A 12,930-nucleotide genomic window follows, 5' to 3' on the forward strand; every position below is an offset into this window, starting at 1 on the left:
TGCCCGGCGCGCCCACCCCGCCTCAAGGAGCCCGCCCCATGGCCATCGAGCTGCCAGCCCTGCCCTACGACCGCACCGCCCTGGAACCGCACATCTCCGCGGAAACCATCGATTTCCATTACGGCAAGCACCACCAGACCTACGTCACCAACCTCAACAACATGATCGCCGGCACGGAGTTCGAGAACCTCTCGCTGGAGGAGATCGTCCGCAAGTCGCAGGGCGGCATGTTCAACAACGCCGCACAGGTGTGGAACCACACGTTCTACTGGAACTGCCTGAAGCCCAACGGTGGCGGCGCCCCGACCGGCAAGCTGGCCGATGCCATCAACGCCACGTTCGGCAGCTTCGACAAGTTCAAGGAAGAGTTCACCAAGACCTCGGTCGGCACCTTCGGTTCGGGCTGGGGCTGGCTGGTGCAGCGTCCGGACGGTTCGCTGGCCCTGGTGAGCACCTCCAACGCCGCCACGCCGCTGACCGGCGACGACACCCCGCTGCTGACCTGCGACGTGTGGGAACACGCCTACTACGTCGACTACCGCAACGCGCGTCCGAAGTACGTCGAAGCGTTCTGGAACCTGGTGAACTGGGACTTCGTCGCATCGCAGATGAAGTAAGCCCTGCATCGATACGCAACACCGAGAACGGCCGGGGAAACCCGGCCGTTCTCGTTTGCAACATTCAGCGAACCGACAGGCATCGAACCGCGAGGTGAACGCGGCAGATCAAACCGTCAACGATTCGACCTACCCAGGCATTCACCGGTGGCATTCCGCAACGGGAGTCCCCGATGACACGCACCGCCTCGATCCTCGCCGCCGCCCTCCTTGCCTTCACTGTCGCCGGCAGCGCCGCCGCGCGCGATCGCGACCACAACCCGCCCGGACCGCGCGGAGGCCCCGGCACGAACTGGGAAAACCCGCCGGGCTGGCGCGGCGGTCCCGGCACATCGCCGGATCGTCGCTACTACCGCCATCACGGCAAGCGCTACACGTTCGTCATCCGCGACGGCAGTTACTACTTCCACCCAGGCTATGGCTACTGGCATCCACGCTACGGCTTCTGGAACCAGGCGCGTCGCTGCTGGTTCGACAACGACCGCAATCCGCCGGGCCCGATCGGCGGACGCGGCACGAACTGGGAAAACCCGCCGGGCTGGCGCGGCGGTCCGGGCGCATCGCCGGATCGCTACGGGCGGTGTCGCTGAGCCCTGAACCCGCAGTCGCAGGTACCAACGAAAACGGCCGGGATATCCCGGCCGTTTTCCATTGCGATGACGCGCCGGCTCAGGAAGCGAGCACCGCCACCACTGGCGACACCTGCGCTTCGCGCCCCAGCGCCGCGCCGACGCGCGCAAGGGCTTCGGCGAGTTCGGCGGGCGTCTCCGCGCGCAGCGTGGCGTGGCCAACCTTGCGACCGGCGCGCGGTTCCTTGCCGTAATCGTGCCAGTGGCCGCCGGCTTCGCGCAGCACGCCACTGGCGTCGGGCATGGTGCCGATCCAGTTGAGCATGCAGGCGTGGCCAACCATGCGCGTGTCGCCGAGCGGCAGGCCCAGCACCGCGCGGAGGTGGTTCTGGAACTGCGAGGTCTCGCTGCCTTCGATCGTCCAGTGCCCGGAGTTGTGCACGCGGGGCGCGAGTTCGTTCGCAAGCAGCACGCCGTCGCGGCAGAACAGTTCGAGTGCGAACACGCCGACGTAATCCAGCGCATCGGCCAGCGCGCGCGCATGCGCGTAGGCGTGTTCGGCCATGTCCGCGTCCACGCGTGCGGGCGCGAGGCTAGCGGAGAGCACGCCGTCGACATGCCAGTTCTCGGTCAGCGGCCAGGCGCGGAATTCGCCGTCGCGACCACGCACGGCGACCACGCTCAGTTCACGATCGAACGGGACGAAGCCTTCGAGGATCAGCCCGACCGTGGCGGCCTGTGCGCCGAGCGCATCCCACGCAGCCTCGACATCGCCCGGCGTCTTGATCCGGAACTGGCCCTTGCCGTCGTAGCCGAGGCGGCGCGTCTTGAGGATGCAGGGCGTGCCGATCGCCGCGACCGCCGCGTCCAGCGCGGCGCGATCGGGGACGTCGGCGAAATCGGGTACGGGAATGCCGAGCTCGCGGAACAGGGTCTTCTCGGCCAGGCGGTCCTGGGCGATGCCCAGCGCGCGCGGATTCGGGAACACCGGGATGCGCGCACTCAGCCACTGCGCGGATTCGGCGGGCACGTTCTCGAAATCGAACGTGGCCACGTCCACCTGCGACGCGAATTCGGTCAGCGCGGACTCGTCGCGGTAATCGCCGACGATCAGCGGCGCGAACTGTCCTGCGCAGGCGTCGGCGACGGTGTCGAGGACGCGGAAACGCAGGCCGAGGGGTGCGCCGGAGAGCGCGAGCATGCGGGCCAGCTGCCCGCCTCCGAGAATGCCGACGGTGGTCATGGGGATCGTCTGTTGGGATCAATGCGCGAATCGGGTGCGCGGATCAGGTGCGCGGATCGTCGTTGTCGACGACATCCTGCGTCTGCTTGGCGCGGAAGGCGTCGAGCGCGGCGCCGATCGCGGGATATTCATGCGCGAGCATCGCGGCGGCGAACAGGCCGGCATTCGCGGCGCCGGCATTGCCGATGGCGAAGGTGCCGACCGGAATGCCTGCGGGCATCTGCACGATCGACAGCAGCGAATCCATGCCGTTGAGCGCCTTGCTCTGCACCGGCACGCCCAGCACCGGCACGGCGGTCTTCGAGGCGAGCATGCCCGGCAGGTGCGCCGCGCCGCCTGCGCCGGCGATGATCGCGCGCAGGCCGCGTGCATGCGCAGTGGCGGCGTAGTCGAACAGCACGTCCGGCGTGCGGTGCGCGGAGACCACGCGGACTTCGTGCGGCACGCCCAGGGCTTCGAGCCTGGCGACCGCGTGCTGCATGGTGTCCCAGTCGGAACGGGAGCCCATCACGACGCCTACCAGCGGCGCCTGCGTACCCTCGGGCATGGTTGACATGGTCGTCCCCCGGTTAAAAACGTATTCTAGCGGTCCCCGGCATTCCCGCGAACCACCCCGCCTCCCATGGACCGCAAGCTGCTCGATCTCCTGGTGTGCCCCTCTTCCCGGCAACCGCTCGCCCTGCTGGAGGCCGCCGGTCTCGAACAGCTCAACCGGGCCATCGCCGCCGGGCAGGTGAAGCGCAACGACGACAGCCCGCAGTCCGAGCCCTTGCGCGAAGCACTGGTCACCCGCGACCGCAGGACGGTGTACCGCGTCGACGACGGCATCCCCGTGCTGCTGGTCGAGGAAGGCATCGCCTTCGCCCAGGCGGACGCGGCGTGACGGACTGCCTCGCACCGCCAGCGGCCGAGGTCGTCGCGGCGAACGTCGCCGCAGCGCTGGCCGAGGATCTGGGCACGGGCGACGTCACCGCATCGCTGCTGCCCGACAGCCCCGACATCGCCTACCTGCTGTGCAAGGAAGACGCGGTGATCTGCGGCCGTCCGTGGTTCGACGCCTGCCACCGCGCGCTCGATCCCGAGGTCCGCATCGACTGGCGCATCGAGGAAGGCGAGCGCGTCGCGAAAGGCACGGTCATCGCCACCCTCGCCGGCCGCAGTCGTGCACTGGTCAGCGCCGAGCGCGCCTCGCTCAATTTCCTGCAGACCCTGAGCGGCACCGCCACGGTCACCGCGCAATACGTGGATGCCGTGCGCGGCACCGATGCGCGGATCCTCGACACCCGCAAGACCATCCCCGGCCTGCGTATCGCGCAGAAATACGCCGTGCGCGCCGGCGGCGGCATGAACCACCGCATCGCGCTGTACGACACGGTGATGCTCAAGGAAAACCATATCCGCGCCTACGGCTCGCTGACCGGCGCGGTCAACGCGTCCCGCGCGCAGCATCCGTCGCTGCCGCTGATCGTGGAAGTGGAAACGCTGGAACAACTGCGCGAGGCGCTGGACGCCGGCTGCACGCGGATTCTCATCGACGACTTCGACGCGGAGACACGGCGCCAAGCCGTGCGCATCGCGAAGTCCGCACCCTACGACGGACGCATCCCGCTGGAAGTGTCCGGCGGTGTCGACATGACCACGCTGCGCGCGATTGCCGAAGACGGCGTCGACTGCATCTCGATCGGCGCACTGACCAAGCATGTGCGCGCGATCGACCTGTCGCTGAAGCTGGGTCCGCCGCCGGGCTGACCCCGGCGCGTCAGGGTCCGCTGTCAGGTCCCGCTGTCATGCTCCGCTGAACCAGTACGCGCGCATCCGCGCGAGGAAGTCCTGGGTGATGGGATAGCCCGACGCGGAACCGATCACCGAGTCCACACCGCAGCGCGGGCACAGGGCAGTCTGGCCGACGCCCTTGTCGCACTCGTCAACCCATTCGTGGATGTCGCGCGGCTCGAACTCGCCGCAGCAGTAGAAACAGCCGCAGATATCGCTGCGCTGCAGTTCGTCGCGATGCAGGGACGATCGATCGTGCGCGCCCTTCAGTGACGGATCGTGGTGGCCCACGTCAGAGCAGGACCACCAGCACGACGGCGATCAGGACCACGGCGGCGACGATCCAGATCCACGGGGCGGGCGACTTGCCGGCGCTGGCGGATTCCGAAGTGGACATGCCTTCCTGGCCGAGCTCGAAGAGCTTGAAACGGAGGGTGTCGAAGCCGATCTCGTCGCCGGCCCGGGCCACGCTGCGCTGCACGCGCGTACCGTTGACGAAGCTGCCGTTGGTCGAGCCCAGGTCTTCGACGACCACGCCTTCGTTGGTCGGAATCAGCTTGGCGTGCTTGCGCGACAGGCTGGAATCCTCGACGCGCAGCTGGCATTCGGCGGCGCGCCCGATGACGGTGGCGCCGGTGAGCGGAAACGTGCGGCCGAGCATGCGTCCGTTCTGGGCGCGCAGCGCGTACTTGGGCAGCGCGGCACGCACGGTGGTGGTACCGACATCGTCGATCATCGGCACCGCAGGACGCGCGCCCGCCGGCGTGGTTTCCATGGCGACGATGCTGGCGGAGATCGGTCCGAAGCCGATCACGTCATCGGGGCGGAGCGAAATCAGGCCATCCACCGGCCGCTGGTTCACCGTGGTCGGCGCATCGCGCATGACCTTGAGCATCACGCCGTTGGCGGTGACATGCAGCTCGCCGTGCTGCGGCAGGATCCCCTCGCCGCGCAGGACGATATCGGCATCCGGCGCGGAGCCGACCCGCTTCACCCCCTGTTCGAGGAGATGCTGCGAGTGATCGGCGGCGAAAACGAGTTTCATCATGGATGGCGCTCCGGGGGGCGGGGATTGCATCGGCAACCGCATGGCCGCAGATTACATTCATCCTGCTTCTCGCGCCTTCCCCGCGTGCACCCAAACCCGGGCGTACGGACAGCATGGCGCAAACCAACAGAATATTAAGATTTCAAGATGCCGACTTTACTGATCCTGATGATTCTCGCTGCGATGTCGTTCGCATTCTGGAGCGCATCGCGGGCCGCCGCCGAGCGCGCCATCCACCTCGGCGGAGAGGCCTGTCGCGCCGCTGGCGTGCAGCTGATCGACCAGACCGTGCATGCCACCGGGCTGCGCCTGATCCGCCGCGAGGACGGCTGGCTGGGCTTCGAGCGCAGCTTCCGTTTCGAATACTCCGAGGACGGCATGGACCGGCACATCGCACGCCTGGTGCTGCGCGGGCATCGGCTGGTGTCCTTCAGCGGTCCGGTGCGGGCGACCGGCGTGGTCGATTTCCGCCAGCCGCCGCAGGACGGCTGAGCCGCCGGGATCATTTCACGATGCGCAGGTGGCCGCCGCGCTTCGGCGTCGGCGAAGCATCCCCGCCGCCATCGTCGTCGCCAGGCGGGTCGATCGCGTCGTCCAGCTCGGCTTCCACGCCTTCGGCATCCTCGGGCAGCGCCATCGCATGCCCGGTCTCGCGGGCGTAGATCAGCAGCACCGCCGACACAGGTACCCGGACCGGGTGGCTGACGCCGCCGAAGCGCGCCGTGAAGGTGATCAGGTCGTTGCCCATCTCCAGCCCGACGACCGCACGGTCGGCCACGTTCAGCACGACGCGGCCATCGCTGACCGCGAAGGCTGGCACCTGCACGCCCGGACGGGTGGCGTCGACCACGAGGTGCGGCGTCATGCCATTGTCCGCGATCCACGCGTGGAGCGCCCGGAGCAGGTAGGGGCGCTTGCTGGTCATGCGTGGCTGGCCGTCGTTCATCGGATTCAGTCTACTCCCGGGCGCGGCGATGGGCCGCTCCCGGCATTTCAGGCAGGCAGCGCGCGCAGGTTCCGTTCCTGATGGGTCAGGCTGCGGACGAAGCCGGGGTTGCGGAAAATGCGGTTGCCGTAGTCCTCGATCGCCTTGCCGTCCTTCGGCAGTGGCACGCCGAGCGAGTCGAGGCGCCAGATGATCGGCGCCATCGCGCAGTCGGCGAGGCTCATCTCGTTGTTGAGGAAGAACTTGCTGGCGCGGAACAGCGGCACTGCGGCGGTGAGCAGTTCCTTCAGGCGCTTGCGGCCCGCTTCGGCCTGCGGCTTGTTGCCGAACTGCACGGCCTGCACCTGCGGCACCCAGTCGTGCTCGATCCGCAGCATCGCCAGGCGCAGGCGCGCCCGGGACAGCGGATCGATCGGCATCAGCGGCGGATGCGGATAGCGCTCGTCGAGGTATTCGCTGACCACCGACGCGGCGTAGAGCACCAGGTCGCGTTCGACGAGGGTCGGCACCGAGTGGTAGGGATTCAGATCAATCAGGTCTTCGGGCGGATTCTGGGGGTCGACAGGCACCAGATCGTAGGACACGCCCTTGGCCGCGAGCACGAGGCGCACGCGATGGCACAGCACATCGTCGACGGAAGAAAACAGGGTCAGGGTATTGCGCATACGCAGACTCAGCCACCTTCAGAAAGACGAAGGGCGACCGGACGAGCCGGCCGCCCCGCGCGAGATGTCGTAGAGCGAGGGATGCGCGGCGTCATCAATGCACGTCGCGCCAGTATTCCTTTTTCAGCAACCACGCCAGCAGGGTGAAGAACGAGAGGAACAGGATCACCCACACGCCGGTGCTCTGCCGCTTGAGCGCGACCGGCTCGGCGGCGTATTCGAGGAACGCGGTGATGTCGCGGGCGGTCTGCGCGAACTGCTGCGCATCCTGCGTGCCCTTCTGCGAGACCACCAGTTCCTTGATGCACGCGCTTTCGGCCTCGGCGGTGCCGTGCGGGCAGCCCATGATCGGCTGACCTTTGTCGTCCTTCTTGCCGGTCGGTTCCTTCTTGGTGAAGACCGGGCGCTGGTTGCCCTGCATCTCCCACAGCGGATTCGGCATCGACACGTTCGGGAACAGCTTGTTGTTCCAGCCGAGCGGGCGCGATTCGTCCAGGTAGAAGGATTTCAGGTAGGTGTAGATCCAGTCGCTGCCGCGCACGCGTGCGATCAGGGTCAGGTCCGGCGGCGCCTTGCCGAACCACTTCTCGCCGCCCGCAGCCGGCATCGGCGAGATCACGTGCTCGCCGAACTTGGCGCCGGTGAAGTTCAGGCTGGACATCACCTGTTCTTCGGTCAGCCCCAGGTCGTCGGCGATGCGCGAGTAGCGCATGTACTTCAGCGAGTGGCAGGCGACGCAGTAGTTCATGTACAGCTGCGCGCCGCGCTGCAGCGAAGCGCGGTCTTCCAGGTCGGTGCCGGCCTGTTCGGTGTCGCCGCCGCTGGCGGCGTAGGCGGACACGGACAGCAGCAGCGCGGAGGCCGCGAACGCGAGACGCTTGAGCATGGAGATCTTCATCGTGGCTGGCTTAGTCATGCATCGTCACCCGTTCCGGGACCGGCTTCGTCTTGTCGATCTTGGTCCAGATCGGCATGGTGAGGAAGAACAGGAAGTAGAAGATGGTCAGGACGCGGCCGACGATGGTCTCGACCGGATCCGTACCCGGGCCGGCGCCGATCTTGCCCAGCCACACGAAGCTGATCGCGAAGCCGATGAGCATGGCCCACGACAGCGCGCCGCGCGAACGGTAGGACCTGACCTTGGCGCGATCGAGCCACGGCACCAGGAACAGGATCGCGATCGCCGCGAACATCACGATCACGCCGCCCAGCTTGTCCGGGACCACACGGAGCATCGCGTAGTAGGGCGTGTAGTACCACACCGGCTTGATGTGCGCCGGGGTGACCAGGCGGTTGGCTTCGGTGAAGTTGTCGTGTTCGAGGAACCAGCCGCCGAAGGCCGGCGCGAAGAACACGATGAAGGCACAGATCACCAGGAAGAAGCTGGCTCCGAAGATGTCCTTGACCGTGTAGTACGGGTGGAAGGGAATGCCATCGGTCGGCTTGTTCGGATCCCAGCGGTTGCCCTTCGGGCCCTTCTTGATGTCGACGCCTTCGGGGTTGTTCGAGCCGACTTCATGCAGCGCGCCCAGGTGCAGCACGACCAGCAGCAGCAGGACCAGCGGCAGCGCGATCACGTGCAGCGCGAAGAAGCGGTTGAGCGTGGCGTCGCTGGGCAGGTAGTCGCCCATGATCCACTCAGTCAGCGCGCCGCCGATGTACGGAATGGCGCCGAACAGCGAGATGATCACCTTCGCGCCCCAGAACGACATCTGGCCCCATGGCAGCACGTAGCCCAGGAAGGCTTCGGCCATCAGCACGAGGTAGATGAGCATGCCGAGGATCCACACCAGTTCGCGCGGCTTCTGGTACGAGCCGTACATCAGGCCGCGGAACATGTGCAGGTAGACCACGATGAAGAACATCGAGGCGCCAGTGCTGTGCATGTAGCGGATCAGCCAGCCCCACTCGACGTCGCGCATGATGTACTCGACCGAGGCGAAGGCTTCCGCGCCGCTCGGCTTGTAGTGCATCGTGAGGAAGATACCGGTGACGATCTGGTTGACCAGCACCAGCAGCGCGAGCGAACCGAAGTAGTACCAGAGGTTGAAGTTCTTCGGCGCGTAGTATTCCGACATGTGCTTGCGGTACGCCGGCATCAGGGCCGGCGCGCGCTCGTTCACCCAGTCAATCACGCCGTTGGCGGTACGCATCAGGACGTTGGACATGGATTACGCTCCCTGCGGATCGACGCCGATGACGAGGGTGTTGTCGTCGGCGAAATGGTGCGGCGGCACCGGGAGGTTGGTCGGCGCCGGGACGCCCTGGTACACGCGACCGGCCATGTCGAACTTCGACTTGTGGCAGGGGCAGAAGTAGCCGCCCTTCCATTCCGGATCGAACGGCTCGGGGCGGATCTCGGCCTTCATCTCCGGCGAGCAGCCCAGGTGGGTGCACAGGCCGACAAGGACCGAAATCTCCGGCTTGATCGAGCGGAATTCGTTGACCGCGTACTTGGGCTGCTGGTCCGGATTCATGGACTTGGGATCGCGCAGCGTGCCGTCGAGGCCCGGCAGGGCCTCCAGCACGGCCTTGGAGCGCTTGACGATCCAGATCGGCTGGCCGCGCCACTCGGCGGTGATGCGCTGGCCTTCGGTCAGGCTGCTGATGTCGACGGTCACCGGCGCGCCGGCGAGCTTCGCGCGGGCGCTGGGATTCCAGGACTTGATGAACGGTATGGCGGCACCTGCGACACCGACGGCACCCACCACGGCGGTGGACGCGGTCAGGAAGCGGCGACGCCCCGCATCAACCGGTTGCGCGCCGCCACCGTGGTGGTCGGACCCGCTCGAGACTTCTTTTGCCATCCGGCACTCCGCGAAACGTGGCTACGTGAATGTGGCTGCTTGCGATCGACCGACCTCGTCCCCGAAGCCGACCTGCAAAGACTCCGAAGTGTAACGGAACGCTGAATCCGCCGACAATCGTTATGGACTTTCCGATGACCATCCCCGCCTCCGGCCGGGGCGGAAAGGGCGACGCGGGTCTCAGCCGGGGGCTACCGCCCACCCGGACTCCGGCAGGCAGGGGGCGCTAGAGGACCCCGCGGTAGCGGTCGGCGAGCACGCGGACGCGCTGCACGTAGAGGCGGGTCTCGCTGTAGGGCGGCACGCCCTTGTAGCGGTCGACGGCGCCTTCGCCGGCGTTGTAGCCGGCGGCGGCCAGGGTCAGGTCGCCGTTGTAGCGCTTGAGCAGCCAGGCGAGGTACTGCACCCCGCCACGGATGTTCTGGCTGGCGTCGAAGGCGTTGCTCACCCCGAACCGGCGCGCGGTGGCGGGCATCAGCTGCATCAGCCCCTGGGCACCGACCCGGGAGAGCGCATTGGGGTTGAAGGAGGATTCTGCGTGGATGATCGCGCGGACGATGGCCTCGTCGACCCCGTGCTGCTGGGCGGCGGCGCGGATCTCGTTGGCATAGGCCACGGTGTTCAGGCGCAGGGTGCCGAAGTTGACCCCGGGCAGCGGCGCGCAGGCATAGCAGGTCTCGACGAAGCTGTAGGGGATCGTGCGCAGCGCGGTCGCGCCGACCACGCCCTTCGGCGGCTTACTGGTGTAGTGGCGGACGCCGTCCTTGATGTACGAGTAGACCTGCCCCTGCACGCGCCGGGTCGTGCCCTGGCGCGGCATCGGGGCCGGTGTCGGCGCGGCCGCGCCCGTGGCCGGCGCTGCGGACACGGCATCCGTGGCGGCAGGGGCCGGGGCGGACACAGGCACGGCGGTTGGCGCGGGCGGCGTCGCGGGCATTGCGCGCGCAGGGGCCGGCGATGGCGTGTAGCTGGTGACAGCCCGGCATTTCGCGCCAGGCACGCGCTTGCTCGCGTAGGTCAGGCCGCCATCCGGGCTTTCGCAACGGTATACGGTCCCTGCCCGGGCAGGCAGGGCGCAGGCCGCCGCCAGCAGGATGCCGAATGCGAGTATCGACTGGACCGGATGCATGGCGCGGAGTGTCTCCGGATTGTGAACGTTTGCCAAGTCCTTGATTGACAAAAGGACGATTGGTTCCCCGATGGGCTGCGAACGGCGTCGCGTAGACTATCCGGCCTTCCCGCCATCACCGGCCCGGCATCAGCGCCGCGCCCCGGAGACCGCCATGACCGACCTGCTTGCCGCCGATGCGGCCGCCCCCGCCGCTTCCGCCCCCTCGGCCGCCGGCCCGAAGAAGCTCTACATCCAGACCCACGGCTGCCAGATGAACGAGTACGACTCGGCGAAGATGGCCGAGGTACTGGGCGCCGAGGAAGGCATGGTGATGACGGAGAACGCCGAAGAAGCCGACGTGATCCTGATCAATACCTGCTCGATCCGCGAAAAGGCGCAGGAGAAGGTGTTCAGCCAGCTCGGCCGCTGGCGCCAGCTCAAGGGCGGCGAGCGGCCGGTGGTGATCGGCGTCGGCGGCTGCGTGGCCAGCCAGGAGGGCGAGGCGATCATCAAGCGCGCGCCCTTCGTCGATCTGGTCTTCGGGCCGCAGACCCTGCACCGCCTGCCCGAGCTGCTCCGCGCCAAGCGCGAGACCGGCAAGCCGCAGGTCGACATCAGTTTCCCGGAGATCGAGAAGTTCGATCGTCTGCCCGAGCCACGCGCCGAAGGCCCGACCGCTTTCGTCTCGATCATGGAAGGCTGCTCGAAGTACTGCTCGTTCTGCGTGGTGCCCTACACACGCGGCGAGGAGGTCAGCCGGCCGTTCGAGGACGTGCTGGTCGAGGTCGCCCAGCTCGCCGCCCAGGGCGTGCGCGAGGTCACCCTGCTCGGCCAGAACGTCAATGCTTACCGTGGTCCGTACGGAGACGGAGAGATCGCGGACTTGGGCCTGCTGATCCGCGCCGTGGCCGAGATCGACGGCATGGAGCGCATCCGCTTCACCACCTCGCATCCGCTGGAGTTCAGCGACTCGCTGATCGAGGCCTACCGCGACGTGCCGAAACTCGCGAATTTCCTGCACCTGCCGGTGCAGTCCGGCAGCGACCGCATCCTCAGCGCGATGAAGCGAGGCTACACCGCACTGGAATTCAAGCAGAAGATCCGCAAGCTGCGCGCGGTGCGTCCGGACATCTCGATCAGCTCGGACTTCATCGTCGGCTTCCCCGGCGAGACCGATGCGGACTTCGAGAAGACCATGAAGCTGATCGAGGACGTCGGCTTCGACCAGAGCTTCTCCTTCATCTATTCGCGACGCCCGGGCACGCCCGCCGCCGACCTGGAAGACACGGTCAGCGATGCAGAGAAGCACGCGCGTCTCTCGCGCCTGCAGGCCGCGATCAACGACAACGCGAAGCGCATCGCGCAGGCGATGGTGGGCACGACGCAGACCGTGCTGGTGGAAGGCCCCTCGAAGAAGGATCCGAACGAACTCGCCGGCCGCACCGAGAACATGCGCTTCGTGAATTTTCCGACGCCCACCGGCGCGAAACTGGTCGGCCAATTCGTCGATGTGCTCATCACCGATGCGATGAGCAATTCGCTGCGCGGCCGCCTCGCGGGCTGACGCACTGCGCAGCGGACTCCCCGCTGCGCCACCCAATCACTGCCCATCGCATTCGCGCCAGCGACGACTGCGACACTGCAGCGCACTGTCCACCAATGTCCTTCTGCAGCGCAACAACGACAGTCATCGGCCAGACATCGCAGCAATCGCGTTTTCATCGAGGAAAACCCCGGGTCATGCTGCGCGGAGATATCGGTTTTCCGCACGTTTTCGCATTGTGCGCTCGCACATGTCGAACACTTCTGCAGAGCGATTCACGATTTCTGTGAGCGATTGTGCATTGTCGCGCAATCGCTGTTGACAACGTTGTCACCATCTTCCAGCCTGTCCTCGACACGAGCAGGGAATCGACAGCGGCGCATGGCCGCATGCAGATGGCGCAAGACGGCGGCATGCAACAGACGGCACGAAGGCACCGCGCGGGACGATGACGAAAGCGTCCGCGCGGGCACGACGGTTCCGAACGGCAGGACCAGGGAGTGATCGCGATGCACGAATCCGTTTCCGGGCACTGATCCCGGACAGACATGGCCGGTGCCGGCGTCGTAACAGGACCCGGTACGGCATCCACTTCGATACGCAGCGAC

The 12,930-nt window shown here is 67.0% G+C and carries 16 protein-coding genes; 6 read left to right on the forward strand and 10 right to left on the reverse strand.

Translation table 11 applies throughout. The features are described from left to right. Nucleotides 1–38 precede the first annotated feature (38 nt). Nucleotides 39–617, forward strand: a complete 579-nt coding sequence (sodB, locus tag ACFQ0E_RS17165; RefSeq protein WP_386825933.1) for a superoxide dismutase [Fe] — start codon at nt 39–41, stop codon at nt 615–617. A gap of 173 nt (nt 618–790) precedes the next feature. Next, the gene (locus ACFQ0E_RS17170; protein ID WP_386825934.1) at nt 791–1,207 is read left to right on the forward strand and encodes a hypothetical protein; all 417 of its coding nucleotides are present in this window, start codon (nt 791–793) and stop codon (nt 1,205–1,207) included. A gap of 79 nt (nt 1,208–1,286) precedes the next feature. On the opposite strand, the gene ACFQ0E_RS17175 is transcribed toward ACFQ0E_RS17170, so the two are convergent. Both ACFQ0E_RS17175 and purE read right to left on the reverse strand, forming a co-directional pair. Further along, nucleotides 1,287–2,429: a 5-(carboxyamino)imidazole ribonucleotide synthase gene (locus ACFQ0E_RS17175; RefSeq protein WP_386825935.1), complete on the reverse strand. Its 1,143-nt coding sequence runs from the start codon at nt 2,427–2,429 to the stop codon at nt 1,287–1,289. A 43-nt stretch (nt 2,430–2,472) separates the two neighbouring features. Continuing rightward, complete coding sequence (gene purE / locus ACFQ0E_RS17180; RefSeq protein WP_386826260.1) at nt 2,473–2,976, reverse strand: 5-(carboxyamino)imidazole ribonucleotide mutase; 504 nt, start codon at nt 2,974–2,976, stop codon at nt 2,473–2,475. A 75-nt stretch (nt 2,977–3,051) separates the two neighbouring features. On the opposite strand from purE, the gene ACFQ0E_RS17185 reads away from it, so the two are divergent. Then, on the forward strand, nt 3,052–3,312 hold the full coding sequence (locus ACFQ0E_RS17185) for a Trm112 family protein (protein WP_386825936.1): 261 nt from the start codon (nt 3,052–3,054) through the stop codon (nt 3,310–3,312). After that, nucleotides 3,309–4,178 (forward strand): carboxylating nicotinate-nucleotide diphosphorylase, encoded by an 870-nt coding sequence (gene nadC, locus ACFQ0E_RS17190; RefSeq protein ID WP_386825938.1) that lies wholly within the window; start codon nt 3,309–3,311, stop codon nt 4,176–4,178. The genes ACFQ0E_RS17185 and nadC overlap by 4 nt, the downstream gene beginning before the upstream one ends. A 36-nt stretch (nt 4,179–4,214) precedes the next feature. On the opposite strand, the gene ACFQ0E_RS17195 is transcribed toward nadC, so the two are convergent. Together ACFQ0E_RS17195 and ACFQ0E_RS17200 are read right to left on the reverse strand one after the other, a co-directional pair. After that, complete coding sequence (locus tag ACFQ0E_RS17195) at nt 4,215–4,493, reverse strand: cytoplasmic protein (RefSeq protein ID WP_386825940.1); 279 nt, start codon at nt 4,491–4,493, stop codon at nt 4,215–4,217. A gap of 1 nt (nt 4,494) precedes the next feature. Continuing rightward, nucleotides 4,495–5,250 (reverse strand): FHA domain-containing protein, encoded by a 756-nt coding sequence (locus ACFQ0E_RS17200; protein WP_386825942.1) that lies wholly within the window; start codon nt 5,248–5,250, stop codon nt 4,495–4,497. 147 nt (nt 5,251–5,397) lie between these two features. Here ACFQ0E_RS17200 and ACFQ0E_RS17205 point away from each other — a divergent pair, with 147 nt between their 5' ends. Beyond that, the gene (locus tag ACFQ0E_RS17205; protein WP_386825943.1) at nt 5,398–5,742 is read left to right on the forward strand and encodes a DUF3301 domain-containing protein; all 345 of its coding nucleotides are present in this window, start codon (nt 5,398–5,400) and stop codon (nt 5,740–5,742) included. Nucleotides 5,743–5,752: 10 nt separating this feature from the next. Here ACFQ0E_RS17205 and ACFQ0E_RS17210 read toward each other — a convergent pair whose 3' ends face one another. From ACFQ0E_RS17210 to ACFQ0E_RS17235, 6 genes are all read right to left on the reverse strand, one after another. Next, the gene (locus ACFQ0E_RS17210; RefSeq protein WP_386825944.1) at nt 5,753–6,196 is read right to left on the reverse strand and encodes a ClpXP protease specificity-enhancing factor; all 444 of its coding nucleotides are present in this window, start codon (nt 6,194–6,196) and stop codon (nt 5,753–5,755) included. Nucleotides 6,197–6,243: 47 nt separating this feature from the next. Then, the gene (locus ACFQ0E_RS17215) at nt 6,244–6,861 is read right to left on the reverse strand and encodes a glutathione S-transferase N-terminal domain-containing protein (protein WP_137852829.1); all 618 of its coding nucleotides are present in this window, start codon (nt 6,859–6,861) and stop codon (nt 6,244–6,246) included. A gap of 94 nt (nt 6,862–6,955) precedes the next feature. Beyond that, nucleotides 6,956–7,747 carry a cytochrome c1 gene (locus tag ACFQ0E_RS17220; RefSeq protein ID WP_386826261.1) on the reverse strand — a complete coding sequence of 264 codons (792 nt, stop codon included), beginning with the start codon at nt 7,745–7,747 and terminating at the stop codon, nt 6,956–6,958. A gap of 22 nt (nt 7,748–7,769) precedes the next feature. Beyond that, complete coding sequence (locus tag ACFQ0E_RS17225; RefSeq protein ID WP_386825946.1) at nt 7,770–9,029, reverse strand: cytochrome b; 1,260 nt, start codon at nt 9,027–9,029, stop codon at nt 7,770–7,772. Nucleotides 9,030–9,032: 3 nt separating this feature from the next. Then, a complete protein-coding gene (gene petA, locus ACFQ0E_RS17230) occupies nt 9,033–9,668 on the reverse strand; it encodes a ubiquinol-cytochrome c reductase iron-sulfur subunit (RefSeq protein ID WP_386825948.1) in 636 nt (211 codons plus the stop codon). A 226-nt stretch (nt 9,669–9,894) separates the two neighbouring features. Continuing rightward, entirely contained in the window at nt 9,895–10,797 is a 903-nt protein-coding gene (locus tag ACFQ0E_RS17235) for a transglycosylase SLT domain-containing protein (protein WP_386825950.1), read from the reverse strand. Nucleotides 10,798–10,951: 154 nt separating this feature from the next. On the opposite strand from ACFQ0E_RS17235, the gene miaB reads away from it, so the two are divergent. Beyond that, a complete protein-coding gene (gene miaB, locus ACFQ0E_RS17240; protein WP_386825951.1) occupies nt 10,952–12,343 on the forward strand; it encodes a tRNA (N6-isopentenyl adenosine(37)-C2)-methylthiotransferase MiaB in 1,392 nt (463 codons plus the stop codon). Nucleotides 12,344–12,930: the final 587 nt, after the last annotated feature.

The sequence above is a fragment of the Lysobacter brunescens genome, from assembly GCF_042677005.1.
In the GTDB taxonomy this organism is placed as follows: Bacteria; Pseudomonadota; Gammaproteobacteria; order Xanthomonadales; family Xanthomonadaceae; genus Lysobacter_I; species Lysobacter_I brunescens.

Coding starts and splice junctions, on each gene's coding strand:
- ACFQ0E_RS17200 (WP_386825942.1), bottom strand. CDS start 5,250: ATGATGAAACTCGTTTTCGCCGCCGATCACTCGCAGCATCTCCTCGAA.
- petA (WP_386825948.1), bottom strand. CDS start 9,668: ATGGCAAAAGAAGTCTCGAGCGGGTCCGACCACCACGGTGGCGGCGCG.
- sodB (WP_386825933.1), top strand. CDS start 39: ATGGCCATCGAGCTGCCAGCCCTGCCCTACGACCGCACCGCCCTGGAA.
- purE (WP_386826260.1), bottom strand. CDS start 2,976: ATGCCCGAGGGTACGCAGGCGCCGCTGGTAGGCGTCGTGATGGGCTCC.
- ACFQ0E_RS17235 (WP_386825950.1), bottom strand. CDS start 10,797: ATGCATCCGGTCCAGTCGATACTCGCATTCGGCATCCTGCTGGCGGCG.
- ACFQ0E_RS17170 (WP_386825934.1), top strand. CDS start 791: ATGACACGCACCGCCTCGATCCTCGCCGCCGCCCTCCTTGCCTTCACT.
- ACFQ0E_RS17210 (WP_386825944.1), bottom strand. CDS start 6,196: ATGAACGACGGCCAGCCACGCATGACCAGCAAGCGCCCCTACCTGCTC.
- ACFQ0E_RS17185 (WP_386825936.1), top strand. CDS start 3,052: ATGGACCGCAAGCTGCTCGATCTCCTGGTGTGCCCCTCTTCCCGGCAA.
- miaB (WP_386825951.1), top strand. CDS start 10,952: ATGACCGACCTGCTTGCCGCCGATGCGGCCGCCCCCGCCGCTTCCGCC.
- ACFQ0E_RS17215 (WP_137852829.1), bottom strand. CDS start 6,861: ATGCGCAATACCCTGACCCTGTTTTCTTCCGTCGACGATGTGCTGTGC.
- ACFQ0E_RS17225 (WP_386825946.1), bottom strand. CDS start 9,029: ATGTCCAACGTCCTGATGCGTACCGCCAACGGCGTGATTGACTGGGTG.
- ACFQ0E_RS17205 (WP_386825943.1), top strand. CDS start 5,398: ATGCCGACTTTACTGATCCTGATGATTCTCGCTGCGATGTCGTTCGCA.
- ACFQ0E_RS17175 (WP_386825935.1), bottom strand. CDS start 2,429: ATGACCACCGTCGGCATTCTCGGAGGCGGGCAGCTGGCCCGCATGCTC.
- ACFQ0E_RS17220 (WP_386826261.1), bottom strand. CDS start 7,747: ATGCTCAAGCGTCTCGCGTTCGCGGCCTCCGCGCTGCTGCTGTCCGTG.